The 25,774-nt window shown below is 68.4% G+C and carries 25 protein-coding genes and 1 tRNA gene; 2 read left to right on the top strand and 24 right to left on the bottom strand.

The annotated features are described in order from the left end of the window. Nucleotides 1-2: 2 nt before the first annotated feature. The 19 genes from mraY to ACMPH2_RS03955 all read right to left on the bottom strand — a co-directional run bounded on the left by mraY (nt 3) and on the right by ACMPH2_RS03955 (nt 19,315). The gene (gene mraY / locus ACMPH2_RS04045) at nt 3-1,037 is read right to left on the bottom strand and encodes a phospho-N-acetylmuramoyl-pentapeptide-transferase (RefSeq protein WP_417118697.1); all 1,035 of its coding nucleotides are present in this window, start codon (nt 1,035-1,037) and stop codon (nt 3-5) included. Next, entirely contained in the window at nt 1,037-2,485 is a 1,449-nt protein-coding gene (locus ACMPH2_RS04040) for a UDP-N-acetylmuramoyl-tripeptide--D-alanyl-D-alanine ligase (protein WP_417118696.1), read from the bottom strand. Before ACMPH2_RS04040 ends, mraY begins: the two co-directional genes overlap by 1 nt. Before the next feature lie 31 nt (nt 2,486-2,516). Next, on the bottom strand, nt 2,517-4,256 hold the full coding sequence (locus ACMPH2_RS04035; RefSeq protein WP_417118695.1) for a peptidoglycan D,D-transpeptidase FtsI family protein: 1,740 nt from the start codon (nt 4,254-4,256) through the stop codon (nt 2,517-2,519). 46 nt (nt 4,257-4,302) lie between these two features. After that, complete coding sequence (locus ACMPH2_RS04030; protein WP_417118694.1) at nt 4,303-4,821, bottom strand: FtsB/FtsL family cell division protein; 519 nt, start codon at nt 4,819-4,821, stop codon at nt 4,303-4,305. A 173-nt stretch (nt 4,822-4,994) separates the two neighbouring features. Beyond that, on the bottom strand, nt 4,995-5,951 hold the full coding sequence (rsmH, locus tag ACMPH2_RS04025) for a 16S rRNA (cytosine(1402)-N(4))-methyltransferase RsmH (protein WP_417118693.1): 957 nt from the start codon (nt 5,949-5,951) through the stop codon (nt 4,995-4,997). 24 nt (nt 5,952-5,975) lie between these two features. After that, complete coding sequence (locus tag ACMPH2_RS04020; protein ID WP_009279434.1) at nt 5,976-6,407, bottom strand: division/cell wall cluster transcriptional repressor MraZ; 432 nt, start codon at nt 6,405-6,407, stop codon at nt 5,976-5,978. A 646-nt stretch (nt 6,408-7,053) separates the two neighbouring features. Then, complete coding sequence (locus ACMPH2_RS04015) at nt 7,054-8,016, bottom strand: site-specific tyrosine recombinase (protein WP_417118692.1); 963 nt, start codon at nt 8,014-8,016, stop codon at nt 7,054-7,056. A 1-nt stretch (nt 8,017) separates the two neighbouring features. Next, nucleotides 8,018-9,685, bottom strand: a complete 1,668-nt coding sequence (locus ACMPH2_RS04010; RefSeq protein ID WP_417118691.1) for a CTP synthase — start codon at nt 9,683-9,685, stop codon at nt 8,018-8,020. Between the two features lie 128 nt (nt 9,686-9,813). After that, on the bottom strand, nt 9,814-11,454 hold the full coding sequence (locus ACMPH2_RS04005; protein ID WP_062530130.1) for a DNA repair protein RecN: 1,641 nt from the start codon (nt 11,452-11,454) through the stop codon (nt 9,814-9,816). Continuing rightward, complete coding sequence (locus tag ACMPH2_RS04000) at nt 11,454-12,302, bottom strand: NAD(+)/NADH kinase (protein WP_417118690.1); 849 nt, start codon at nt 12,300-12,302, stop codon at nt 11,454-11,456. The genes ACMPH2_RS04005 and ACMPH2_RS04000 overlap by 1 nt, the downstream gene beginning before the upstream one ends. Before the next feature lie 66 nt (nt 12,303-12,368). Then, nucleotides 12,369-13,229 (bottom strand): TlyA family RNA methyltransferase, encoded by an 861-nt coding sequence (locus tag ACMPH2_RS03995; RefSeq protein WP_062530126.1) that lies wholly within the window; start codon nt 13,227-13,229, stop codon nt 12,369-12,371. Nucleotide 13,230: 1 nt separating this feature from the next. After that, nucleotides 13,231-13,497: an exodeoxyribonuclease VII small subunit gene (locus ACMPH2_RS03990; RefSeq protein WP_417118689.1), complete on the bottom strand. Its 267-nt coding sequence runs from the start codon at nt 13,495-13,497 to the stop codon at nt 13,231-13,233. A 3-nt stretch (nt 13,498-13,500) separates the two neighbouring features. Next, nucleotides 13,501-14,166 carry a transcription antitermination factor NusB gene (gene nusB, locus ACMPH2_RS03985; RefSeq protein WP_417118710.1) on the bottom strand — a complete coding sequence of 222 codons (666 nt, stop codon included), beginning with the start codon at nt 14,164-14,166 and terminating at the stop codon, nt 13,501-13,503. Nucleotides 14,167-14,177: 11 nt separating this feature from the next. Then, nucleotides 14,178-14,540 carry an Asp23/Gls24 family envelope stress response protein gene (locus ACMPH2_RS03980; protein ID WP_009279443.1) on the bottom strand — a complete coding sequence of 121 codons (363 nt, stop codon included), beginning with the start codon at nt 14,538-14,540 and terminating at the stop codon, nt 14,178-14,180. Nucleotides 14,541-14,804: 264 nt separating this feature from the next. Beyond that, the gene (gene efp / locus ACMPH2_RS03975; RefSeq protein WP_009279444.1) at nt 14,805-15,371 is read right to left on the bottom strand and encodes an elongation factor P; all 567 of its coding nucleotides are present in this window, start codon (nt 15,369-15,371) and stop codon (nt 14,805-14,807) included. A 563-nt stretch (nt 15,372-15,934) separates the two neighbouring features. Next, a complete protein-coding gene (locus ACMPH2_RS03970) occupies nt 15,935-16,318 on the bottom strand; it encodes a DUF956 family protein (protein ID WP_417118688.1) in 384 nt (127 codons plus the stop codon). Nucleotides 16,319-16,544: 226 nt separating this feature from the next. Continuing rightward, entirely contained in the window at nt 16,545-17,465 is a 921-nt protein-coding gene (locus ACMPH2_RS03965) for a PTS system mannose/fructose/sorbose family transporter subunit IID (protein WP_062530120.1), read from the bottom strand. A 23-nt stretch (nt 17,466-17,488) separates the two neighbouring features. Then, on the bottom strand, nt 17,489-18,301 hold the full coding sequence (locus tag ACMPH2_RS03960; RefSeq protein WP_009279447.1) for a PTS mannose/fructose/sorbose transporter subunit IIC: 813 nt from the start codon (nt 18,299-18,301) through the stop codon (nt 17,489-17,491). A gap of 12 nt (nt 18,302-18,313) precedes the next feature. Further along, nucleotides 18,314-19,315, bottom strand: coding sequence for a PTS sugar transporter subunit IIB (locus tag ACMPH2_RS03955; RefSeq protein WP_062530118.1), 1,002 nt, complete (start codon nt 19,313-19,315; stop codon nt 18,314-18,316). A 425-nt stretch (nt 19,316-19,740) separates the two neighbouring features. Here ACMPH2_RS03955 and ACMPH2_RS03950 point away from each other — a divergent pair, with 425 nt between their 5' ends. Both ACMPH2_RS03950 and ACMPH2_RS03945 read left to right on the top strand, forming a co-directional pair. After that, on the top strand, nt 19,741-20,532 hold the full coding sequence (locus tag ACMPH2_RS03950; RefSeq protein ID WP_417118687.1) for a tRNA threonylcarbamoyladenosine dehydratase: 792 nt from the start codon (nt 19,741-19,743) through the stop codon (nt 20,530-20,532). A 22-nt stretch (nt 20,533-20,554) separates the two neighbouring features. Beyond that, a complete protein-coding gene (locus ACMPH2_RS03945; RefSeq protein ID WP_072500424.1) occupies nt 20,555-21,310 on the top strand; it encodes a TatD family hydrolase in 756 nt (251 codons plus the stop codon). Between the two features lie 174 nt (nt 21,311-21,484). On the opposite strand, the gene clpX is transcribed toward ACMPH2_RS03945, so the two are convergent. The 5 genes from clpX to ACMPH2_RS03920 all read right to left on the bottom strand — a co-directional run bounded on the left by clpX (nt 21,485) and on the right by ACMPH2_RS03920 (nt 25,710). Continuing rightward, nucleotides 21,485-22,786, bottom strand: a complete 1,302-nt coding sequence (gene clpX / locus ACMPH2_RS03940) for an ATP-dependent Clp protease ATP-binding subunit ClpX (RefSeq protein WP_009279451.1) — start codon at nt 22,784-22,786, stop codon at nt 21,485-21,487. A 36-nt stretch (nt 22,787-22,822) separates the two neighbouring features. Continuing rightward, a complete protein-coding gene (locus ACMPH2_RS03935) occupies nt 22,823-23,437 on the bottom strand; it encodes an ATP-dependent Clp protease proteolytic subunit (protein WP_009279452.1) in 615 nt (204 codons plus the stop codon). A 131-nt stretch (nt 23,438-23,568) separates the two neighbouring features. Then, entirely contained in the window at nt 23,569-24,897 is a 1,329-nt protein-coding gene (gene tig / locus ACMPH2_RS03930) for a trigger factor (RefSeq protein ID WP_417118686.1), read from the bottom strand. Nucleotides 24,898-24,967: 70 nt separating this feature from the next. Beyond that, nucleotides 24,968-25,054: transfer RNA gene (locus tag ACMPH2_RS03925), tRNA-Leu, on the bottom strand. A gap of 173 nt (nt 25,055-25,227) precedes the next feature. Then, nucleotides 25,228-25,710 (bottom strand): hypothetical protein, encoded by a 483-nt coding sequence (locus ACMPH2_RS03920; protein WP_072500599.1) that lies wholly within the window; start codon nt 25,708-25,710, stop codon nt 25,228-25,230. Nucleotides 25,711-25,774 lie beyond the last annotated feature (64 nt).

Below are 25,774 nucleotides of genomic sequence, written 5' to 3'. Positions count from 1 at the left end.
TCCTAGCCCAGCTGGAAGTAGAGAGCGAACCCGAGCGCCGCGAAGGCGGCCGAGACGATCCAGAAGCGGATGACCACGGTGTCCTCCGCCCAGCCCTTCTTCTCGAAGTGGTGGTGGATGGGCGCCATGAGGAAGATGCGCCGGTGCAGGAGGCGGAAGCTCAGCACCTGGCCGATGACCGAGAGCGCCTCGATCACGAAGAGGCCGCCCATGACCAGCGAGGTGACCTCGGTCTTGGTGAGCACGGCGAGGGCGGCGAGGGCGGCCCCCAGCGCGAGCGAGCCCGTGTCGCCCATGAAGATCGAGGCGGGGTGGCAGTTGTGCCAGAGGAAGCCTATGCAGGCCCCGGCGATGGAGCCGGCGAAGACCGAGAGGTTTATCTCGTCGTAGCGGAAGGCGACCATGGCCATGGCCAGCATGACCACGGCGATGCAGCCGCCCGCCAGGCCGTCCAGGCCGTCGGTGAGGTTGACGGCGTTGGAGAGCCCCGCGAAGAGCAGGAAGACGAAGAGGACGTAGAGCCAGGGAATCTGGAGGAGGAAGCCCGACTTGAGGGTGATCACCGTGGTGAGGACGCCCAGGTTGACCGAGCCCCCACCCGGGAACTCCACCCAGGGGGCCACGCCGCCCAGGTTGACGCCCACGAGGCAGAAGGCGACCGAGATGACGCCCAGCCCCAGCATCTTCTGGCGCGGGGTGAGCCCCAGGGAGCGGCCGTGCGCCACGCTCTCGATGTCGTCGAGGAGCCCGATGGCCGCGGCGGCGAGGGTCGCCAGGACGGCCATGACCAGGTCGATGGTCCAGGAGGCCTGCAGGGCGCAGGTGAGCACCGTCCCCACCAGGATGACGGCCCCGCCCATCGTGGGCGTGCCCTGCTTCTGCAGGTGGCGCTGCGGCCCGTCGGCCCTCACCTGCTGGCCCACGCCCTCGTGGCGCATGAGGCGAATGAAGGGCGGCAGGAGCAGGCCCGTCACCAGGGCGGCGATGCCCACGGCGAGGAACACCTGATAGGTGGGATAGCTCGGGTTGCCAAGCATCAGGCAAGCACCCCCTTGACGAAGCGGTCCAGCCCGACGGAGCGAGATCCCTTTGCGAGGACCAGGTCGCCCTCCCCCAGGACGGGACCGATGATGCGCACGGCCTCCTCGGCCGTGGGGACCAGCTCGAGGCGGTCCTCGGAGAAGCCCATTGTGCGTGCCGCCTCGGCCATCTGCGCCGCGGCCTCGCCGCCCACGAGGACGAGAAGGTCGGGACCCTTTGCGGCGGCGTAGGCGCCTATGTAGCCGTGCAGACGGGCGGACTCGTCGCCCAGCTCGCCCACCTCGCCCAGCACCGCCACGCGCCTGCCCTCGTGCCTCATGGAGAGGAGCACGTCCAGGGCGGCGGCGATGGAGCTCGGGCTGGCGTTGTACGAGTCGTCGATCACGCGGGGGCGGCCCGGGGCGGTGACGACCTCGAGGCGCATGTGGGTCTGGGGCATGGTGGCAATGGCGTCCGCAGCCTCGGCGCGGTCCACTCCCAGGCGGTCAGCCACGGCCATGGCGAGGAGGAAGTCCCAGACCACGTGGCGGCCCGGGGTCCCCAGGGTGACGCGCCTCTCCCATCCGTCCGGGAAGGCGAGCGAGAGGGACGCACGGCCCTCCCCGTCGAGCTCGACCCGCTCGGCGCGGGCGACGCTGCCCTCGCCGGGCCCCACGTAGGCGACCTCGACGCCGGCGGGCCGGGCGTACTCGCCCTCGATGAGGGGGGCGAAGTCGTTGTCGCCGCAGAGGACGAGGCAGGAGGCGGGCACGTGGCCGGCCTCGGCGGTGGGGCGCATGCCCTCCAGGATCTCGGCCTTGGCGCGGGCTATGTTCTCGCGCGAGCCCAGCATGCCGATGTGGCTCGTGCCCACGTTGGTGATGAGGGCGAGGTCGGGCCTGGCGCAGCGCGTGAGGCGCGAGAGCTCGCCCTTGTGGTTCATGCCCATCTCGGCCACGACGACCTCGTCCGTCGCCGAGGCGGAGAGGAGGGTGAGCGGGAGGCCGATGAGGTTGTTGAAGTTGCCCGCGGTGGCGTGGACCCTGCGCCCCGTGGCGAGCGCGGCCGCGAGCATGTCCTTGGTGGTGGTCTTGCCCACCGAGCCCGTCACGCCCACCACGACCCACTGGGGGTTGCGCTCCCTCCAGAGGCCAGCGAGGCGCAGGAGGAACTCCTCTCCGTCGTCCCCCTCGGCGCGCAGGAGGGCGCAGCCGCGCTCGTGCGCCGCCGCGACGGTCGCGGCGTCGGGCTCGCGGGTCATGACGACGCAGGCCGAACCGGCCTCGACGGCAGGGGCGGCGAAGTCGTTGCCGTCCACGCGCTCGCCGGCAAAGCAGACGAAGAGGGAGCCGCCGCCGAGCCGGCGCGAGTCGGTCTGGACGTTGGTCACCAGCTTGGACGGGACCGCGACGAGCGCCTTGGCACCCGTCGCGCGAACGACGTCGTCAACCAGAAGTTCGAGCATGCGTCACTCCTCCATAGGGCAGATGTGCCACCTAGTTGGTGGGTGCGACGCCCAGGTCCGAAAGCGCCTCTCCCATGATAGTAGAGAACAGCGGGGCCGCCGAGGCGGAGGCCAGATATGGAGTTCCGTTGAGACCCACGTACACCAGGACCTTCGCGTCGGAGGCGGGCGCGAAGCCGATGAGCGAGCTCACGTAGCTGTAGTCGATGTAGCCGCCCGTCTCGCCCGCTTGCTCGCCGGTGCCGGTCTTGCCGGCCACGTCGTAACCCTCGACCTGGGCGTGGACGGCGGTCCCCTCCTGGACCACGGTGCGCATCATGTCGGTCACCGCGGAGGCCGTCTCGGCCGAGACGGCCTGCCCCGCGGGCCCCCACTCCGCCTCCTGGCCGCCCTTGCTCACGAGGAAGTGGGGGGCGTGGAGGGTGCCCCCGTCGGCGAGGGCCCCCACCGCCTTGACCATCTGGACCAGAGGCACGGCCAGCGACTGGCCGAAGGACATGCTGCCCAGGCTCGCCCCGTCGTACTGGTCGAGGGTCTTGACCAGGCCGGGGACCTCCCCCGGGAAGTCGATGCCGGTGTAGCTGCCGATGCCGAAGCGGGCTATGCCCTCCGAGAAGCGCTCCGCCCCGATCACGTTCTGGGCGAGGAGGGCGGCCCCGGCGTTGGAGGAGCGGCGCAGAATCTCGCGGACGCTCATGTCCATGCCGTAGTCGCGTCCGTCGTCGTCGCTCACGTAGTCGTCCCCTACCTTGAGGTAGGCGGGGACGTCGTAGGTGGTCTCGGTGCCCATGAGCCCGTCGTCGATGCCGATCGCGGTCGTGAGGAGCTTGAATATGGAGCCGGGCTCGAAGGAGGACGAGACGGGCTTGAGGCTCGTGGCGCCCTCCTCGATCTTGGAGGTGTCCGTCACGTCGTAGAGGGGCGTCGAGCAGGCCGCGATGATCTGGCCCGTCTTGGGGTCCGTCACCATGACGGAGCCGGATTCCGCGTCGAAGTCCTCCGTGCCCTTGGCGATGGTCCTCTCCGCCGCCTCCTGCACGTCGATGTCCAGAGAGATGACGATGTCGGTGCCGTCCTGGGCGGTGGAGGCCTGGGCGGACGTGCCGGCTATGGGCGTGCCCTTGGAGCCGGTCTCGAAGACGAGCTCGCCGTCCGTGCCCTTGAGCACGTCGTCGTAATAGAGCTCCAGGCCCGAGAGGCCGTCCCCGTCCGTGCCCACGATGCCCAGGACCTGGCTGCCCACGGCGCCGTAGGGGTAGACGCGCTTGACGTCGTCGAGGAAGTAGATGCCGTTCGCCTTGGCGTCCCTGAGGCTGTCCTCGACCTCCTTGGCCTTGTCCGTGTCGACCTGGCGGCGCACGTAGGAGAAGCTGGAGTCGCCCCTGAGCGTCGCGAGGTAGCTGCTTGCCTTGCCCCCCAGCTTCTCGGCCAGGATGCGGGCCGCCCCATTGGGGTCGTTGACCTTCTGGGGGTTGCAGTAGATGGTCTTGCAGGCCTGGCTCATGGCCAGGACGTTGCCGTCACGGTCGTAGATGGTGCCGCGGCGCGCGTGCACCGCCACCACGTTGGTGCGCTGGGCTGCGGCGGAGGCCGCGAGGCTGGGACCCTGTATGACCTGCAGCCAGACGAGGCGCAGGACGACCACCGCGACGAGGGCGGCGAGCACCACGAACAAGGGGCGGGCGACGCCCTCGAAGCCGTCGTCGGACCCGAAGCCGTCGTTCCTACCGCGCCGGGACGCCACGTCGTACGAGGCGCCTCTCGCTCCCATCCGCACCAGGCGGCTCTGTTCGTTGCGTCTGTCCACGGCGAAGAGTCTAGGACTCCGAGGCAGCCGACCCCGCCTCGTCCGAGTGCTGCGCATCATCTGCAGAAGGCTCGCCCTCCTGCTGCGAGGCGTCCTGGCCCTGGTTCTGGTCCTGGTCCTGGTCGTCCACCTGGATGGTGTCGGTGCTGGTGGCGAAGACCATGCCGTAGTTCTGGGTGGCGATGCGGTCTATGCGAGAGGAGCGGCAGAGCGACGAGCGCACGATCTGGAGGTTCTCGTTGGCGACCTTGGCCTCCTCGATGCTCTGGGAGATGCCCGAGTTGGCCTCGAGGACGCGGACGGTCGCGGTGGAGATGAGGACCCTGCTGCCCCCCAGGACGAAGACGGCCGCGATGAGGCAGAGGGTGACGCGGAAGGCCGCGACGAACTGGCTCGAGACGCCGCGACGCGCGCGGGCGTCCAGGCCGCCGCCTTCGACGACCTCGAAGGGCGCGTGGCCGCGCTCGTCGAGGCGGCGCCTCCCCTCGTTGGCGTCGAGGCTGTATGCCTCGGACCCTGCGTACCTCATGCCCTACCCCTTTTTCTGACGCGGAGTCGGCGGGCCTTGCGGCCCGCCTCCGCCCGCTCGTGCGTTTGTGCTGCGTCTGAGCTGCGATTCTGCTGCGTTGGTGCTACGTGCTGCTGCGTCGTGCCACGGTGGTGCCATGCAAGCGGCCCTAGGGCCGGTGTTGCCTTCGGGCGCTAGGCGTCGAGCTTGACCGCCACGCGCATGAGCGCGCTCCGCGACCGCGGGTTGCGCTCGATCTCCCCCTCGCTCGCCACGAGGGGCTTCCTGGTCCTGACCTCGAGTATCGGCACGTGACCGCACACGCACACCGGAAGCTCCGGCGGACATGTGCACCCCTGCGAGAGCTCCGCGAAGGCGTGCTTCACGACGCGGTCCTCGAGGGAGTGGTACGAGATCACGCAGATCCTGCCACCCGGATTCGCCCAGCGGACGGCGGCCCTAAGGCCCTGGTCCAGGACGTCCAGCTCGTGGTTCACCTCGATGCGCAGGGCCTGGAAGGTCTTGCGCGCCGGATGTCCCCCGTGGCGCCTCCCCGCCGCGGGAATCGCGGCCTTGACCACCTCTACGAGCTGGAGGGTGGTGAGGATGGGCGCCTTCTCCCTCGTGCGGACGACCTGCCGCGCGATGCGCGCGGCGAACCTCTCGTCCCCATATACGCGGAGAACCCGGGCGAGGTCTGCTTCGGTGTAGTTGTTTATGACCTCTGCTGCGGTTTGGGTGTTGTTGCCCGGGTCCATGCGCATGTCTAGCGGGGCGTCCTCATGGTACGAGAAGCCCCTCTCTGGGATGTCGAGCTGGGGTGACGATACCCCGATGTCGAAGAGGAAGCAGTCGATCCCGGGAACCTCCGCCTCGACCAAAAGCTCGTCGAGCTGGCCGAAGTTCCCCTTGAGGAAGCGCCGGTCTGCGCCGGGGACCTCGCGCTCGAAGCGCTCGGTGGCCGCGGCGAGGGCCATGTCGTCCTGGTCGATGCCGATCGAGAGGCCGTCGGGCTGGACGAGCCGGGCCAACTCCACGGAGTGGCCGGCGCCCCCCAGGGTGCAGTCGCAGACGACCTCGCCTGGCTTGGGGTCCAGCTCGCGGATGACCTCCTCGAGCATCACGGGCACGTGCCGATATTCGCCTGTCAAGTGGCTCGCCCTCCCCGCCTGCGCCTAGTCGCGGAACATGAGCGCGTCGAGGTCCTCGTCGAGCTCATCCATCTCCTGGCCGAAGCGGGACGCGTCCCAGATCTCGAGGTGGTCGATGTTGCCAACGATCACGACCTCGCGCTCGATGCCGCACTTCTCGAGGCATCCGGCGCCGATCTTGCCGAGCGCCACGCGTCCTGCGGAGTCGACGTCGACCGTGACGGTCTTCGACGAGAGCGCCCTGCGGAGCTTGTCGTCCCTCCTGCTGCGCGGGTCGAACCCGTCGGGGAAGAAGCTCTCGATCCACGCCTGGTGGCTCTGGGGGGTGAAGCCATAGATCGCGTCTCCGACGGGGACGAGGCACACCTGCTCCTCGAACTGCTTGCGGAACGGGGCGGGAAGCGTGACACGAGACTTGGCATCCAGGTTGTGCTGGTAGCTGCCAGTCAGGTACATGTCCCCCTCCCCTCTCTGCTCGCAGGGAGTCCCCCCTCGAAAACGTGAGACTAATAATAGGTCATCCGCTCCCTTTCGCAACACTTCCCCCCACTTTGGTACACCGAAGGCACCACATTTTGGGCTGAGCGGACCCGGAGCCTGGGTCATGCCCCACATGTCGTGGGAACGCCCGTTCTGGGCACAAGTTCGCATGGCAAGTTGTGTAGGACCTGTGAATCTGCTGGTAGAATGCATCTTCGCAGGTCAGATAGGGTGTTTTTCTCAGACGAGAGGAGTCTGCGGCCTCGGTGGGACGAGGTGTGGGGTGGAGTGCGGACGGAGGCCGGGCGGCGTAGGGGCTGGGCGGTGCCGGAGCCGCGGCACAAGCAGGAAGGCAGGCAAGAAGGCAGACCCTCTCGCTTGTCGGCACTTCTGGGGAGAGAAACCACCGACAAACGGGCCGACATGGCACGCTCACGTCCAGGACAGCCCACTTGTCGGCACTTTTGGAGAAGGAAGCCACCGACAAACGGCCGGCAATGACACGCTTATGGCCAGAACAGCCCGCTTGTCGGCACTTCTGGGGAGGGGAACCACCGACAAACCTGCCTCACCGCGCAGCGCATGCCCCGACGCCACCCCCCTGCCAGGCGCTCCAGCGCGACTACCCCTCCCGCAGGCCGGCCCTCGGATGGGCCTGGAGGTAGGCCATGCGCACGTGGGTGCGGTCGACGTGCGTGTAGAGCTGGGTGGTCGAGACCGACGCGTGCCCCAGGAGCTCCTGGACCATCCTCAGGTCCATGCCCCCCTCGAGCAGGTGCGTCGCGTAGCTGTGCCTCAGCGTGTGGGGGTGGAGTCCCTCGATCCCCACCATGCGGCCGTAGCGCTCGACGAGCGCGTGCACCGCCTGGCGCGTGATGCGGCTCCCCCTCTGGCTCAGGAACACGGCCGGTCCCGGCCGGCCGTGCACGGCGAGCAGGGGCCGCCATTCCTCGAGGTAGCTGACGAGGGCCCGCGCCGCCGTTCCCAGCACCGGCACGACCCGCTCCTTGGAGCCCTTGCCCATGACCCTGAGCAGCTCCTCGTCCAGGAGCACGTCCCTCAGGTCCAGGCCGCAGAGCTCGGAGACGCGCAGGCCGCAGCCATAGAGCAGCTCCAGGATGGCCTTGTCGCGCCGGAAGGCGGCCACGTTGCTGCGGTCGGGCTCGCCCGTCTGGCGCGCCTTGGGCCTGGGGTCCACGCGGAAGGGCTCGTCGAGGAGGCGTGCCGCGTCCTCGCGCGATATGACGTCCGGTAGGCGCTCGGGCTTCCTGGGCAGCGCGAGGTCCGCGGTGGGGTGGTTCTCGCAGATCTGCTCGGCCACCATGAAGCGATGGAAGCCCTTCATGGCCGAGGCCGCCCTCTGCACCGAGGAGGAGGCGAGTCCCATCTCGTGGAGCTCCCTCACGTGCGCCTCCGCGTCCTCCCTCGTCACGTCGTCGGGCGCGACCACGCCGCGCTTGGCCAGGAAGGCCAGGTAGCGGTCGAGGTCGCGCCCGTAGGACTGGATCGTGTTGCGTGAGCTGCCTCGCTCGATGGCAAGGTAGGCAAGGTAGTCCCGGCAGGCCCTGTCGAGGCTCGCGGCCAAACTACGCCTCCTTGGCCCCTGCGTGCAGGGGTTCGACGGCAAGACGGCCGCAGCCCTCGTGGTGGGCGATCGCGGCGCGCACGAACTCGCGGAAGAGCGGTGCCGGGCTGGTCGGGCGGCTCTTGAACTCGGGGTGAGCCTGGGTCGCCACGAACCAGGGGTGCACGTCCTCGGGGAGCTCGACCATCTCGACCAGGCGCTCGTCGGGCGAGAGCCCGCTCAGGCGAAGGCCGGCCGCCTCGAGCCTGGCGCGATAGGCGTTGTTGACCTCGAAGCGGTGGCGATGGCGCTCGTAGACGAGCTCCTCCCCGTAGGCCTCGCGGGCGAGGCTCCCCTCGCCCAGCTTGCAGGGATAGGCACCCAGACGCATGGTGCCGCCCTTCTCGGTCACGTCCTCCTGGTCGGGCATGAGGTCGATCACGGGATACTCGGCGTCGGGGACGAACTCGGTCGAGGTCGCCCCAGGCATGCCGCAGACGCTGCGCGCGAACTCGCAGACCGCCACCTGTAGGCCCAGGCACACGCCCAGGTAGGGGACGAGCTGCGTGCGGGCGCGGTGGGCCGAGAGGATCTTGCCCTCTATGCCGCGCAGGCCGAAGCCGCCGGGGACCAGGATGCCGTCGGCGCCGCCCAGGACCTCGTCCGCGTTGGACTCGTCGAGCTCCTCGCCGTCCACCAGGTCGATCCGCACGTGACGCCCATAGAAGACGCCCGAGTGGTGAAGGGCCTCGATGATGGAGAGGTAGGCGTCGGGCAGCTGGGTGTATTTGCCCACGACCTTGACGGTGACGACGTCCTCGCGGCGGTTGGCCTCGTGCATGGCGTCGGTGAAGCGGCCCCAGTCGGCCAGGTCGCGCTCGCGGGGCTCGAGGCCCAGGCGCTCGAGCACCTTGAGGTCGAAGTCCTGCTCGGCGAGGTGCGCCGGCACGTCGTAGATCGAGGGGCAGTCGGAGTTCTCGAAGACGCAGTCCTCGGCGACGTCGCAGAAGCTCGCGATCTTGGCGCGGATGGAGGCGTCGACCTCGTGGTCGGAGCGGCAGACGATGAAGTCGGGCTGGATGCCCATGGAGCGCAGCTCCTTCACGGAGTGCTGCGTGGGCTTGGTCTTGACCTCGTGGGCCGCGGCGATGTAGGGCACCAGGCTCACGTGGATCACGACGCAGTTGCCCACGCCCTTCTCCTTGCGGAACTCCCTGATGGCCTCGACGAAGGGCTGGCCCTCGATGTCGCCGATGGTGCCGCCGAGCTCGGTGATCACCACGTCGGCAGAGGTCTGCTCCTCGACGCGCAGGAAGCGCTCCTTGATGGCGTTGGTGACGTGGGGGACGACCTGCACGGTGCCGCCCAGGAAGTCCCCGGCCCTCTCGCGCGAGATGAGCGACTGGTAGATGGCGCCGGTGGTGAAGTTGGACTCGCGGGTGAGGTTCTCGTCGATGAAGCGCTCGTAGTGGCCCAGGTCGAGGTCGGTCTCCTTGCCGTCCTCGGTGACGAAGACCTCGCCGTGCTGGAAGGGGCTCATGGTGCCCGGGTCGACGTTGAGGTAGGGGTCGGCCTTCTGCATCATGACCTTGTAGCCCCTGGCCTTGAGGAGCCTTCCCAGAGAGGCGGCGCAGATGCCCTTCCCCAGGGAAGAGACGACGCCACCGGTGACGAATATGTGCTTGGTCATAAGATTGGGCCTCCCGCAACGAGTCGATGTGACTTATCCACGGGACTCGATTGTACGACGGGTGGTACGCCCGTCGGGCCTATGGAGGATTTTTCACAAAGCGCGAACGCAGGCGAGAGGGGCTGCGGCTAACGGGCCCGTCCCGCGGCCGCGGCCTCGAGCATCTGCCGGGCGTGGGCGAGGGACGCCTCGCTCGCGTCGCCCGAGAGCATGCGGGCGACCTCGACGACGCGCTCCTCCCCCTCGATGGGGCGGATCGTGGTCTGCGGGAGCGCGCCCTCGCTCTTCGACACCAGGTAGTGGCGCTCCGCCATGACCGCCACCTGCGCCAGGTGGGTCACGACGATGACCTGGTGGCTGCGGGCGAGACGGGCGAGGACCTGCGCCAGGGCGACGGCGGTGCTTCCGCCCACGCCCGCGTCCACCTCGTCGAAGACGAGCGTCTCCGTGCCGTCCGCCTCGCCCAGGACCACCTTGCAGGCGAGCATGACGCGGCTGACCTCGCCGCCGGAGGCGATCCTTTTGAGGGGGCGCGCCGCCAGTCCCTCGGCGGGGCGGTACATGAGCTCGACCGAGCTGGCCCCCGCGGAGGTCCACTGGGCGCGCGGCAGCCTCCTCAGGGCCACCTCGAGCCGCGCCGTCCCCATCTCGAGGTAGGCCATCTGCTCGCAGACGGCGCGGGAGAGCTCGGGCGCCGCGGCGGCGCGCAGCCCGTCGAGGGCATCGGCGCGCCGCGCGAGCTCCGCCTCGGCGGCGTCGAGCGCCTCCTGCGCGCGGGCGACGAGCCCGCTGCCGTCGCGGGCCGCGTCCACGAGCTCCGCGGCCTTGCGGCGCCGCTCGAGGACGTCCTCCATGCGCGGGCCGTAGCTGCGCAGGAGCCCCTGGAGCTGGGACATCCGCGCCTGCATGCGCTCGAGCGAGTCCTGGTCGAAGTCGAGGGAGTCGCGGTAGCGCCTGAGCTCCGAGGCCACGTCCTCCACGTCGATGAGGCTGGACTCGAGCCGGGAGGCAAAGCCCTCGAGCCGCTCGTCGTAGGCCGCCGCGTCCCTGAGCTCGGACACCGCGGAGGCGAGCGCGTCAGAGACGCCCTCGTCCCCCAGGATGGACTCGTGCGCCCCTCCGGCCGCCCTGAGCAGGGACTCCGAGTGCTCCGCCATGGGGAGCTGCTGCTCGAGCTCCTCGAGCTCCCCCTCCGCGGGCCCCACCTCGTCTATGCGCCTGAGGACGAAGGAGGCCTCGTCCACGCGCTCCTCCGCGGAGCGGCTCATCTCGACCACGCGCTCGAGCTCCGCCTTCGCGGCGCGGGCGTCCCTGAGAGCCTGCGCGTAGGACTCCCGCGCGCTCGTCACGCCCTCCCCCGCCCAGCCGTCCAGGAGGTCGACGTGGCTTGCCACCTGGAGGAGCCTCTGGTGCTCGTGCTGCCCGCAGAGGTCGATGCTCGAGCCCACCCCCTCGGCGAGCTCTCGCACCGAGGCCATGCGGCCGTCCAGCTGCACCCTGCCGCGGCCGCTCGACTCGACCTGGCGCCTCACCACGACGCCGTCCCCATCGCCGCCCGTGAGGAAGAGCCTGCCTTCGACGACCAGGCAGTCGCTCCCCTCGCGCACGGCGCCGGCGTCCGCCCGCTCGCCCATGAGCAGCTTGATGGACGAGAGCAGCGCGGACTTGCCCGTGCCCGTCTCGCCCGTGAGGACGGTGAGGCCCGCCGCGGGCTCGATGGTGGCGTCGTGGATGAGCGCCACGTCCTGCACGTGGAGCTGGTCGATCATCAGCGGTTCTCCCCGTAGAACACGCGCGAGACCGACTGGTAGAAGCTCTTCGAGCTGCGGTCCAGGAGGATGATGTCGCCCGGGCCGCGCCTCACGGTGGCGCGCACGCCGCGCGGGCCGCAGTCCATGGGCTGTCCGTCGGAGAAGAAGAGGCACTCGGCATGGCGCTCGGGGCTGATCGCGATCTCCACGACGTCGGAGGGCGCCGTGAGGAAGGCGCGGGCCCTGATGGAGTGCGGCGCCACGGGCACGCAGACCATGCCCGAGAACTCCGGCGTGACGATGGGCCCGCCCGCCGCGAGGGCGTAGCCCGTGGACCCGGTGGCCGTCGCCACCACGAAGCCGTCCCCCCTCAGGCGCTCGATGTGGTGCCCCGAGACCGCCACGTCGAACTCGATCATGTCCCCCCTCACGCCATGCGTGAGCGAGAGGTCGTTGAGCGCGAAGGAGCGCTTCGACTCTATGCTGCCGTCCGGCAGCTCGAACTCGACCTCGATGTCCAGGGTCGCGCGATGGGACGCGTGGAGCTCGCCCGCGAGGGCGTTCGCCACCGTCTCGATCATGTTGGATGGGCCGCCCGCCGTGAGGAAGCCCAGGTGCCCGTACGAGAGACCGAGGAGGGGTATCTCCTGGTAGCCCACGATGCGTGCCGCCCTCAGCAGCGTTCCGTCGCCTCCGAGCGAGACGACCAGGTCCACGCCCTCGGTGCTCACCACGCGACCGGGGAAGAGCTTCTTGTCGTGGGCCCACTGCAGCTCGACGCCCTCCCCCTCGAGCCACGCCGCAAGGCGGCTGGCGCCCTCCACGGCCTCGGGACGGGAGTAGTTGGGAACGAGCAGCACCTTCATCCTTGACACCCCTCATTTGGAACGCGTGTTCGGTCTTTGCAAGAGTGTAGCACGGAGCCGGAGCGCCTATCCAGTCGCGCCGGGACCGGGCGCGCGGTCGGCGTGCCGCGTGCCCGGCGCGTCCCACGCGACGCCGGCGGCGCGCGCCGTCTCGGCAACGACGCCGGCGAGGTCCAGCTCCGCAGGCGACGTGCCGCGCGTGCCCAGCAGCAGGAACTCCCTGTTGCCCTTGTGTCCGGCGATGGGGCTCGCGCAGCAGCCACGAGGGGCGAGGCCCCTCTCCTCGAAGGCGGAGGCGACCTTGGCAAGCGCCCAAAGCCATACCCCGGGGTCGCCCACGACGCCGCCCTCCCCCACCTGGGAGCGCGCGGCCTCGAACTGTGGCTTGACCAGCGTGAGGAAGGAGCCCTCGGGCGAGAGGAGCTCGCACACGGCGGGCAGCACGGTCGTGACTGAGGTGAACGAGACGTCACAGACCGCGAGGTCGACACGCCCCGCGCGCTCGGGCGAGGGGACGTCCACGATGTTGGTGCGCTCGAGGAGGGTGACGCGGGGGTCCTGGCGCAGCGTCCAGTCGAACTGCGCGTAGCCCACGTCCACGGAGAGCACGCTCGCGGCGCCGCGCTTGAGCAGGCAGTCGGTGAAGCCACCGGTCGAGCAGCCCACGTCCAGGCAGGCGAGTCCGGTTGGGTCGACCCCGAAGGCGTCGAGGCCGCGCTCGAGCTTGAGGCCGCCGCGGCCCACGTAGGCGATGTGACCCCTCACGTGGAGGGGCGCGTCGGGCGCGAGGAGCTCGCCGGCATGGTCGAGCCTCCGGTCGCTGGTGCTGACGTCGCCCGCGAGGATGGAGCGCAGGGCGTCCTGCGCGTTGGAGAAGAGGCCCCTCTCCACCAGGAGCTGGTCAAGGCGGCGACGGCCCCGGCCCATGCTAGTCCCCGCTGGTGGTCGGCTCTGCCTGCCCGTCACCCGCCGCCTGGGGCGCGTGGGAATCGGCAAGCTGGACCTGCTCGCGCGCGGAGAAGTCCGTCGCGTCGACCAGGTCCACCGCCTTGGAGCCCAGGGCTATGGCCTCGTCGAAGAGGTCGAGCGAGCGCTCGAGGGAGGTCTCCTTGTCACGGACCAGGTCTATGATCTGGTCGAGGCGTCCGCTGATGTCCTCGAAGGACTCGTACGCGGAGGTGTCCGGCTTCGCCATGGCCTACTCTGCCTCGACGGTCTGGGGTTCGGGGACCTCGGACTCCGCAGGAGCCTCCGGCTGGGGCTCAGCCGCAGCCTCGGAGTCGACGCCGTTCTCGCCTGGCCGGGCATCGGCCTCGCCGGAGTCGGCCCGGTCGAGGCCACCCTCGTCCTCCGCCTCTCCAGCCTCCACGAGCTCGGCGTCTGCCGCCTCGGCATGCCGGCGTTCCTCCTCCGCGCGGCGGGAGAGTTCCTCATGGGCGTCCGCGACCACGTCGCGACCCGCCTCCATGCGAGAGGCGACGCGGCCGAGAAGGCCGTTCACGAAGCGCGAGGACTCGTCGGTACCGTAGGCCTTCGCCAGTTCGACGGACTCGTCGATTGCCACGGCGGTCGCAACCTCGTCGACCTCGAGCATCTCATACAGGGCGATGCGCAGGAGGTTGCGGTCGACGGCGGGCATGCGCGAGAGCCTCCAGTTGGAGGAGGTCGCGTCGATGACGGCGTCGAGATCGGAGCGCATGTCGTCCGCCCCGCGCGCGAGGCGCTCGCCAAAGGGGTCGAGGGGGCCGTCCGAGAGCGAGTAGTCGCCCTCGAGGACCTCATAGACCGTGCGGCCAGTGGCCTCGGCCTGGAACAGAAGCTGCAGGGCCTGGCTGCGCGCAGTGGTGCGCGGACCGAAGTGCATGTTGGACAACGCTACTCCTTGGGAAATACGAGGCTGTCGATGCAGACGTCGACCGCCGCGACCTGGACGCCGACCTGCTCGGTAATGGCGGCGGCGACGGCCTCGCGAACGGCGGCGGCGAGCTGGGTGAAGGGGTACCCGTAGAAGACGGCCAGGTGGACGGAGACCCTGAGCTCGTCGTCCTCGACGCTGGACTCGACGGCCTGCGCCGCGGGAACGCTGCTGCGGGTGAAGACGGAGACCAGGCTGGAGGCGATGTCGTTGCCGCCCACGCGCACGACGCCCTCGACCTTTTCGGCCGCCAGGGTGACGATGGTCGAGACGACGTTCCGCGAGATGCCGATTCCGGAGATGAAGAGTTCGCTGTCTGCCATGGGAAGTCCTTTCGGGAGGGACGCTCCGTCGAATCCGTTTGCGACGCTCACGGGACCAGTATAGACGTTGGGCATGGCCGGGTGCCGTCGCCCACGAAGCCGCCGCGGGGACACGACGCCGGCACGCCGTTCGCGCGGGCAGGACGGGTGCCCGGTCGGACACGGGCATGCCGGACATGGAAGCCAACGCGCGGTCCCGGCCCTAAAGCGCGGGACCCACGTGCCGCTCGCACGCGGGTCCCGAAGGGGGCATGCCTGGGGGCGCTAGACGCGCGAGACGAACTTGCCGTCGCGGGTGTCGACCTTGATGACCTCGCCCTGGTTCAGGTACATGGGGACCTGGATGGTTGCGCCGGTCTCGATGGTGGCGGGCTTGGTGCCGCCCTGGACGGTGTCGCCCTTGAAGCCGGGGTCGGTCTCGGTGATCTCGACCTCGATGAACATGGGCGGGTTCACGCCCAGGAGCTCGGTGTCGGCGTAGAGGAGCTGGCAGGTGTCGTTCTCCTTGAGCCACTGGGCGTTGTCGCCGATGTAGGAGGGGTCGACGGGGATCTGCTCGTACGACTCGTTGTCCATGAAGACGTAGGCGACGCCGTCGTTGTAGAGGTACTGCATCTCGCGGGTGATGAGCTGGACGCTCTCGAACTTGGTGCCGGCGTTGACCGTCTGGTTGTTGATGGTCTTGCCGCTCTTGAGGTCCTTGATGGTGTAGCGGACGAAGGCGCCTCCCTTGCCGGGCTTGACGTGCTGGAACTCGACGAGGGTGTAGTACTTGCCGTTGATCTTGAGGCCCATGCCGTTCTTGAAGTCTGCGGTGCTGATGGTTGCCACGTGTCTCTCCTTCTCGCCTGCGCCCGCAAGCGCGAGGCGCGGGCTCTTAGTCATATGCGCAGGCAGTATAGCGCAGGGCAGGCTGTCGGCAGATGCTCCTGCCTGGGGCTTCACACAGCCAACAGTTGGCATCGCGACAGTTGGGGCGCCGTCGCGGCGCAGCCTGGCGCACGCGCCACTCGCCCGGCATGCCGTCACGCACACCGCAGCACCACCATGCACGTAGCCGCGCACGCTGCGGCGCCATCATGCACGTAGCCGAGCACGTCCCGCACCACCGCGCACGCCGTCGTGCACGCCGCGAGCGTTCTCCACGCGCGAACGCACGACGCGTGAATCCTCCACGCGCGAGCGCACAAGCTCCCAAGGCGGCAACTGGGCAAACGCCGAGGCGCGTGTGCGTTGGAGCGTGAAGGATGAAATGAGCGTGCGTTGACGCGTGCTCGATGAGACTGAGCGTGCGTTGGAGCGTGCACGGTGAGGCTGCGCGTGCACAGGCGCGTGGACGACGAAGGCGAGAGGCGCAGCCGCCCGCCCGTACGCCCACGCGACGCGCGACGGCGCTACTTCCCGGTGACGTCCCTGAACAGGCGCCGCACGCCTAGCCCGACCACGTCCAGGAAGCTCGGTGACCTCACGAGACGGTCCTCCCCCACGTACGGCCGCATCGCGCGCAGCGTTGCCTTGTTGTCCCTCGTGGAGAACGAGAAGCTGCCGTTCGTCTTCGTGAACACCGCGAAGCGCGAGATCAACCTGCCACCCAGCATCACGGACGCGGCGACGTGGTCCACCTCGCCCCAGGGAATCTGGACGTAGTCCTCGGCGTTCTTTTCGTTGTAGAACTCGATCGCCTTGTTGCCCACCATGAGGTTCCCGTAGGTGGCGAGCCCATGGTAGGAGGTCGCGCGCACGGCGAGGTCCACGCTGCTGTTCTGCGATTGCGCCATCTTCGGGCTCCGATCGGTCGGGGTCTATTCGTGGCGGCACCCGGGGCGTCCGCCAAACCATGCGTTCCAGTGCCAACAAGACGCCCGCTGCGATGGGCGTCCCGATGCGTTCCGGTGCCAAGCGAGAGGGGCCCGCCCCTCGGCTGGGAAGGCTCCCTGCCTCCCACAGCCTACTAGGCGCGGCCCCTCGCGTCGAGCGTCACGCCCGCCGTCGCGGGCGTGCTTCCTACATGAAGCCGCAGACGCGGCCGACGATGCCGAAGGCGAACAGCGCGAGGATGATCGCGATGGGCGAGACGTTCTTCTTCAGCAGCTTGCAGCAGAGCAGGGTCAGCAGCACAGCGGCGAGGCCGGGGATGAGCTGGTCGAGGTTCTGCTGGAGGGTGGTCACCTTGGTCGCGTCAAGGCCGTTGACGCCCAGGGCGCTGTACTGCAGGAGGGCGGTCTTGACGCCCTCGGCGCCGGCGGGCAGGTTGGCCCAGTCGATGTAGGCGCCGGCCTGCTGCGGGATCTTCGAGACGATCGGGGTGAACGAGATGGACACCCAGCGCTCGACCAGCGAGCCGATGATGAACATGCCGAGGATGGAAGCGCCCTCGGTGATCTTGCCCAGCATGCCACCCGAGAGGTCCTGCGCGATGGAGGCACCGGCCTTGTAGCCGAACTCCTGCGTGTAGTACTCGAACGCGAGGCGGATGACGTTCCAGAGGACGAAGAACAGGATGGGTCCCAGGATGTTGCCCGAGAGCGCCAGGGAGGCACCGAGGGCACCCAGGATGGGGCGCACGGTGAACCAGAACACGGGGTCGCCGACGCCGGCCAGCGGTCCCATCATGCCGACCTTGACGCCCTGGACGGTGGCGTCGTCGATGGGGTCGCCGTTGGCGCGGCCCTCCTCGAGCGCCAGGGTGACGCCCATGACCGGGGAGGAGACGTACGGGTGGGTGTTATAGAACTCCAGGTGGCGCTTGAGGGCTGCGACCTGGTCATCCTTGTTGGGATACAGGGCCTTGATGGCCGGGATGATGGAGTAGCACCATCCGCCGTTCTGCATGCGCTCGTAGTTCCAGGAGCCCTGGAGGAACTGGTGGCGCCACGCGACCGCCTTGCGGTCTTTGGCGCTGAGCGTGATCTTCTCTTCTGCCATTTGTCTTCACACTCCCTTGGGGCCTAGTAGTTGTTCAGGATGTCGCCGAGAGGGTCGCCCGAGCCGCCGGCACCGCCACCCTGGGTGGCAAGCTCCTTGAGGCCGAGGTAGATCAGGGCGAGGGAGACGCCGATGGCGCCGAGGGCGATGAGCGTGAGCTGGCTGATGGCGGCGAGGACGAAGCCCAGGGCGAAGAAGGGCCAGACCTCCTTGGTGGCCATCATGTTGATGACCATGGCGTAGCCCACGGCGGCGACCATGCCGCCGCCGACGGCCATGCCGCCGGACAGCCATGCGGGCATGGCGTTGAGGGCGTTGGTCACGGCCTCGGCGGGGATGACGCAGAGCGCGGCCGCCGGGATGGCGATGCGCAGGCCCTGCATGATGATGCCGGCGAACTGCCAGCGCTCGATGGCGCCGAAGTCGGCGCGCTCGGCGGCCTGGTCCATGGCGTGGACCATGCCGGTGGCCAGCGTGCGGGCGATCATCGTGAGGAAGAGGCCGGCGACCGACAGGGGGATGGCCAGCGCGATGGAGGCGTTGACGGCCGTGGTGGAGTCGGCGCTGCCGCCCGAGAGGGCGAGCACCATGATGATGGCGGAGGCGACGGAGGCCAGGGCCGCGTCAGGCGCGACGGCGGCGCCGATGTTGGCCCAGCCAAGGGCGATCATCTGGAGCGAGCCGCCCAGGAGGATGCCCTCGGTGGGATATCCCGTGACGATTCCGATAAGGGTGCAGGCGACGAGCGGCTGGTGGAACTGCCACTGGTCGAGGATGCCTTCCATGCCCGCGAAGAACGCGACGATGACGACGAGCAGGATCGTGATTGGCGACATATTCCCTCCTTCTTACTTGGTCTGGGCGGCAAGCTCGGACTTTGCCTTCTTCATGATGGCGTCAAAGGGCTCGGCGGAGTCGGCGGGCACCTTGCGCACGTCGAACTCGATGCCGTGGCCGGCGAGCTTCTCGAGCGTCTCGACGTCGTCCTCGCCCATGGCGATGGCGTTGGTCACGACGACCTTGCCCACCGAGTGGGCCATGGAGCCGAGGTTGACCTTCTTGATGTCGACGCCGCCCTCGACCGCGCGGAGCAGGTCCTGCGGGGTCTCGAAGAGGAGCATCGCCTTGGTGGCGCCGAAGCGCGGGTCCTTGGCGACGTCGATGATCTTCTGGACGGGAACGACGTGCACCTTGACTCCCGGAGGCGCCGCCTGGACGATCATCGTCTTGCGGAGCTGGTCCTTCGAGACGTCGTCGGATACCACGATGATGCGGTCGGGACCGGTCATCTTGGTCCAGGTCGTGGCGACCTGGCCGTGGAGCAGGCGGGTGTCGACGCGCACGAGCACGAACTTGATGTGGCCGTCGCCCAGGACCGTCCCCTCGGGGATGGCGCCCATGGGGGCGGCTGCGGGAGTCGGCGCGGCCGCGACGGCCTCCGCGGGCTGCAGGGACTCGGGCTTGACCTTGACGCCGCCCTTGGCCTCGGGATAGATCTCCTTGGCCACGTCGGCTGCGGTCTCGGCCGCCATGCGGGAGCCATACGCCGAGACGAGCATGGGCAGGCTGAGGCCGGTCACCGCGACCCAATCCTCCTTGCCCTCCTCCTCAAGCAGACGCGAGGTCTGGTTGAAGGGAGTGCCTCCCCAGAGGTCGACCAGGAACAGGACGTGGTCCTGGTCTTCGAGCTTAGCGACCGCTTCGAGCAGCTTGGCGTGATAGTCGTCCGGCCCCATGTCGGGGGTCAGGGCGACCGCCTCGACGCTCTCCTGGGGACCAAAGATCATCTGTCCCGACTCCTTGATGCCCGTGCAGAGCCCGCCGTGGCTTGCCAAAATGATGCCTACCATCGCTTACCTCCTTCGCCTTTCTTGTACTTCCTTGCCTACAGGTCCCGTGCGACGCGACTCGTCTCAGGTCAACTTGCCGAAGCCACCCGCACGTACATCGCACAGAACAAAATTATATTGTTTTGTGGTTTTCCTTTGACGAGCTGCCGTTCGTCGAACGCTAACTTGTTTGAACAACAATGCATATACAGACGTAGACAGTGCAGACGAATCAGATTAAATTCTTGGTCAAGATGCCGTCCGCCTATATCTTCTTGACTTTGCGGAACATTGCCAGTTTTTTTATCGCCCAAAATGCTCACCTTTGGGCTCTGGCCTGTCCCTTTGGCGCCCACGCGCTCCGTCTGGCACCTACAATCGGCTGGTACGCAAACACGAGGCCCAAGGCGAAGGGAGCCCGTGCCATGCAGAAGGGAGCCCCACCCATGCCCCGGCAAAGCGAGAGCGGCGTCGCGCCCGAGGTCGAAACCGCAAGCGACCGCCTGAGGCTGGTCATGGGCGACGCGGCCCTGGCGCGCGTGCAGGCGAGCCGCGTCATGGTGCTGGGGCTGGGTGGCGTGGGCTCCAACTGCGCGGAGGCGCTCGCACGAGGCGGCATGGGCTCCCTCGTGCTGGTGGACCGCGACGTGGTGGCCCCCAGCAACCTCAACCGGCAGGCCGTGGCATGGCAGCACACGCTGGGCCAGCCCAAGAGCGAGGTCATGGAGCACCTCGTGCGCGACATCAACCCCGACTGCCAGGTCACGGCCCTCCACGCCTTCCTGGGCAAGGACGGCCTGACCGACGCGCTCGCCGCCCTCCCCCGCCCCGACTACGTCGTGGACGCCATCGACACCGTGTCTCAGAAGCTGGCCATCGCCCGCTGGTGTCAGGACGAGGGCATCCCCCTCCTCTCCAGCATGGGAGGGGCAAACAAGCTCAACCCCTGCCGTCTGCGCTTCTCGACCATAGAGAGGACGGACGTGGACCCCATAGCGCGCGTGATGCGCAAGGAGTGCCGCAAGCGCGGCATACGCGGCCTCAGGGTCCTCTATTCCGACGAGCCGCCCATCCCCATCGAGGGTGGCACCGGCCCCGACGGCAGGCGAGACCGCAGCCACTCCATACTGGGGACCATGAGCTACCTGCCCCCCATCATGGGCCAGATGATCGCCGGACGGGTGATCTGCGACCTCGCGGGGCTCTCCAACGAGCTCGACCACCAGGGCTGGCGCTAGCGTGGGCTGGCGGCTGGCAGACATGCACTGCCACCTCGACCTCATGTCCAACGCGCGCGAGGTGGCCGCGGAGGCCGAGGGGCTCGGCCTGGCCATACTCGCCTGCAGCGTGACTCCGGAGGGCTACCTGCGGGCGCGCGAGGAGCTCAAAGACGCCCCCAACGTCCGTCTCGCCGTGGGGGCGCATCCCTGGTGGGTGGCGGACGGCCGCATGACGGACGCCGACGTCGCGCTGGCGGCACGGCTCGCCAGCCGGGAGGGCTTCGTGGGCGAGATAGGCATGGACCTCTCGCCTGCCCACGTCGACCTGGGAAGCGAGGCACGCCAGCTCGCGTCCCTCGAGCGCGTCTGCGCCGCAGCCGCATCGGGGCCCGGTCCGGACGGCAGGCCGCGCGTACTCTCGATCCACTCCGTGAGGTGCGTCGGCACGGTGCTCGACGTCCTGGAGCGCACGCGCGCCCTCGAGCGCTGCGCCTGCGTCTTCCACTGGTTCAGCGGCACCAGCGACGAGCTGCACCGCGCCGTGAAGGCGGGCTGCTGGTTCTCGGTCAACGAGATGATGCTCGCCACCAGGCGCGGCCGCGAGTACGCCCGACAGCTGCCCGAGGGCAGGCTCCTCACCGAGACGGACCTCCCACCCACGGAGGGCAAGTCCTTCTCGGCCGCCAATATAGCCGCTTCGCTCGAGCGGACGCTGGACCAACTCGAGGGAATACGCGGGCGAGACGTACGCGAGGCCTGCGCCGCCAACGCGACGGAGCTGCTGGGACTGAGCTAGGCGCGCGGCGGCGCGAACGCACGGCAGCCGAGCCCGTGCTAGGCGCGCGGCGGCGCAAAAAGGGAGAGAGGCGCACAGACCACAGCCGGTTTGCGCGCCTCTCAAGAAATACCTGCTAAAACGCAAGCTCGCGCGCAGACCACGGCTGGTTTGCGCGCGAGCGGACCACGTGTCCTACACCGCGCGGTGCTTGCCTGCGTCCTCGCGCACGACGCGAGGCAACGTGCCGCCGCCCACCGACTCGGGCGTCACGACGACCTTGGTGATGTCCAGGTCGCTCGGCAGGTCGAACATCGTCTGCTGCAGCGTGGACTCGCAAATCGCGCGCAGGCCGCGCGCGCCGGTGCCGCGCTCTATGGCCTGCCGTGCCATCTCGCGCAGGGCCGCGTCCTCGAACTCGAGCTCGACGCCCTCGATCTGGAACATGCGGCGGTACTGCTTCACGATGGCGTTGCGCGGCTCGGTGAGGATGCGCACCAGGTCGTCCTCGGTGAGCTCGTGGGTTGAGGTGATCACGGGGATACGGCCGACGAACTCCGGGATCATGCCAAACTTGTGCAGGTCCTGGGGCATGACCGCGGCCATGAGCTCGTCCTGGTTCTCCTCCGTCTTCCGGGAGAGCTCGGCGTTGAACCCGATGCCCTTCTTGCCTATGCGGTCGGCCACGATCTTGTCCAGGCCCACGAAGGCGCCGCCGCAGATGAAGAGGATGTTCCTGGTGTCGATGTGGATGAGCTCCTGCTGGGGGTGCTTGCGCCCTCCCTGCGGGGGCACGCTGGCGATGGTGCCCTCCAGGATCTTGAGCAGCGCCTGCTGCACGCCCTCGCCGGAGACGTCTCGGGTGATGGAGAGGTTCTCGGCCTTGCGGGCGATCTTGTCGATCTCGTCGATGTAGACGATGCCCAGCTGGGCCCTCTCCACGTCGCCGTCGGCGGCGGCGATGAGCTTGAGCAGGATGTTCTCCACGTCCTCGCCCACGTAGCCGGCCTCGGTGAGGGTCGTGGCGTCGGCGATGGCGAAGGGCACCTCGAGGAAGCGCGCCAGGGTCTGCGCCAGCAGGGTCTTGCCCGTGCCGGTGGGACCCAACAGCAGGATGTTGCTCTTGGCGAGCTCCACTCGCTCCTCGTCCTCGCTCGTCACGTCGTCGCCGGACACGATGCGGCGGTAGTGGTTGTAGACGGCCACGCTCATCGCGCGCTTGGCCTCCTCCTGGCCCATCACGTACTGCGACAGCTCGTCGTAGATGTCGTGCGGGGTCGGAAGATTCTGTATGGGGCCCTGGGCGAGGTCGAACTGGTCGAAGTCGCCCTCGGGCACGAAGTCCTCGTCGTTCTCTGCCATGATGTCGGCGCACTCGCTGACGCACTCGTCGCAGATGAAGACCCCGTTGGGCCCCTGGACGAGCTTGCGCACCTGGCTGCGGGTCTTGCCGCAGAACGAGCAGCGCATCTCGGGTGGGTTGTTGTCTATCGCCATCTGGCCTCTCCTCGAAGGGCGCGTCGCGCCCGCTTGCTACTCCGCCTGCTCCATGCGCGATGCGATGACCTTGTCCACCAGGCCGTACTCGCGTGCCTCCTCGGCGCGCATGTAGTTGTCGCGCTCGGTGTCGGCGTTGATCTTCTCGATGGGCTGGCCCGTGTTCTGGGACAGGATCTCGTTCAGGCGGTTGCGGATCCAGCGGGTCTCGTCCGCCGCGATCTGAATGTCCGTCTGCTGGCCCTGGGCGCCCGAGCTGGGCTGGTGGATGAGCACCATGGAGTTGGGCAGCGCCATGCGCTTGCCCTTGGCGCCGGCCGAGAGGAGCACGGCGCCCATGGAGGCGGCCATGCCCACGCAGATGGTGGACACGTCGGGCTTGATGAAGTTCATGGTGTCGAGGATGCCCAGGCCAGCGTACACGTCGCCTCCGGGCGAGTCGATGTAGAGCGAGATGTCCTTGTCGGGGTCCTGGCTCTCGAGGTGGAGGAGCTGGGCGATCACGAGGTTGGCGCTGTCGCGCGTGACCTCCTCGCCCAGGAAGACGATGCGGTCGTTGAGCAGGCGCGAGTAGATATCGTAGCTGCGCTCGCCGCGCGGGGTCTGCTCGACCACGTACGGGATGAGGGGGATGTTGGTGGGGTTGATCATGTCTCTCCTAACCTAGAGGAATGCGCTCCGAGAGTTGGTACCCCCGGAGCGCATCTACTAGTCGTGGGTCGCGCGAATGCGGAGGGGGCGTGGGGCAACTCCGAGCCTGCCCTCCCCCGCCGCGGCGGCTGCTACTCGCCGGACTCCTCGTCCTTCTTGGCGCGGGCCTCGGCGATCTCGTCGACCTCGGTGACGGTGGCGTTCTCGCTCAGCCACCTCACGGCCTTGGTGCGGCGGATGGACTCGCGGATGGCGGGCATCTGGCCGCTCTTGGTGAACTCGGCGACGGAGGCGTCGACGTCGTCCACGCCGGCGCGCTCGAACTCGGCGCGCACGTCCTCCTCGGTGGCCTTGAGCTCGAGCTTGGCGGCCAGGGCGTCGAGCGCGAGCGACTGGCGGGCGCGCTCGGCTGCCTGCTCGTGCAGGTCGGCGAGGAAGTCCTCGCTCTTGATCTGGCGCGCGGCGAGGTACATGTCGAGCGACATGCCCTGGCGCTGCAGCTGGCCCAGGACCTCGTTTGCCAGCTCGGAGAAGACCTGGTTCTGGTAGGCCTCGGGGATCTCGTCGAGGGTGAGGTGCTTGCCGATCTCCTCGACGACGCGGTCCTCCTTGAGACCGGGGAGGCTGTTCTTCTTGTCGCCCTCGATCTCTTCCTTCACGGCGTCGCGCAGCTCGGCCACGGTGTCGAAGCCGAAGCTCTTCTTGGCGAACTCGTCGTCGAGCTCGGGGGTGACGGACTTCTTGATGCCCTTGAGGGTCACGGTCACGGCGACATGGTGCTCGTGGTCGTCGTGGGCGCGGGTCCACTCGATGTCCTTGGTCTCGCCCTTGGTCATGCCAACGATGCCGTCGACGAACTCGGTGGGCAGGTAGGCGTTGGAGAGGCCCAGCTGGCGGTCGGTGCCGGCGAGCTCGGGCGCGCCCTCCTTGTTCTGGACGTCGGCCACGATTACGTCGCCGGCGACGACGGTGCGCTCCTCGGTCTCGTCCTCGTAGCTCACGTGGTAGCTGAGGAGCTGCTCGACCTGCATGTCGATCTCGGCCTCCGTGGCCTCCTGGGGAGGCATGTTGATGGCGGGGGCGTCATAGGAGTCGAGCTCGCAGGTGGGAGGGACGCTGACGGTGCAGGTCACGGTGAGGTCCTCGTGCTCGACCACGGTGACGGGGTCGTCGCCGTAGTTGGGACGGTCGACGGGGACGATGTCGAGCTCCTCGAACATCAGGGGCTGGGCCTCGTTCATGACGTCCTCGGTGGCCTGGGCCAGGACGGAGCTGCGGCCCACCATGCTGTCGATGACGGGACGGGGCGCGCGACCGCGGCGGAAGCCCTGGAAGGCGTACTTCTGGGCGATGTCCCTGTAGGTCTGGGCGATTGCCTTGTCGACGTCGGCAGCGGGCACGGTGAGCGTGGCGACTACCTGGTCGTTCTGGGGCCTCTCGGCGGTGACGGTGATGTTCAACGTTCCTCCAGTGTTGTTCTCCTGCTTGGCGGGAGGGCCCGCCTCGCACAGTTCCTCTGCGTCTGCGACGTGGTGCGGGCGAAAGGACTCGAACCTTCACGAGATTTCTCCCACTGGAACCTAAATCCAGCGCGTCTACCAGTTCCGCCACGCCCGCGCATGTCGCATGCAATTTATGGATTCTAGCAAAGGCAGCAGGCCGTGTGAGCTGACGTTGCCCGTCTTCACGCAAACGGGGAGAGGGACACGCCTGGCGTGGCCCGGCGCAGGTGCCGGACGCGGGGTCAGGCCATCAGCACGCCGGGTTGCACGGCCTCTTCGCCGTTGCCGTCAGCATCCTCCGACCGAAGCGGACCCATGCCTCCCCCCGCTCGTCGCACGCCCTGCCTTCGGGCGGCCGGGTCCGGGAGCCTCGGCCAGGCGCGCGTACACGCTCGAGCGGGTGACCCACTCCCTGCCGTCGACCCGTAGGGTCTCCAGATGGTGCTCGGACACCAGCTGAGATACGCGGCCAGGTGTCACGTGCAACATCCTCGCCGCCTCCGCCTTGCTGACCTTCTCGACGGTCTCCTTCCCTGCCACCACCGAGAACACGGCGACTCTGCCCCCGTGCCGCGCCTCGTTGCCAAAGGTGGCGGGAGGCAGCTCCCTCTGGTGCATCTCTGCATCCTCGAAGTAGGCCCTGAGCAGGTCAGCCACCATCTCGCAGCATTCCGCGAACGACTCTCCCTGCGTGCTTATACCGAGGTCGAAGGAGGATGCCACGAACCAGCCATCCTGCTCGAACAGCTCGAACTCATACGTGCCCTGCATGCTTCCCTCCGTTCACTGATTAGGAGCTAAATAATACTTTAGTATTTAGAGGTGAGGCATTGAA

Source organism: Olsenella phocaeensis (assembly GCF_048189965.1).
GTDB classification, from domain to species: Bacteria; Actinomycetota; Coriobacteriia; order Coriobacteriales; family Atopobiaceae; genus Olsenella_I; species Olsenella_I phocaeensis.
The sequence above is the reverse complement of the archived record's forward strand: the minus strand, read 5'-3'. Positions and strand labels throughout refer to the sequence as shown.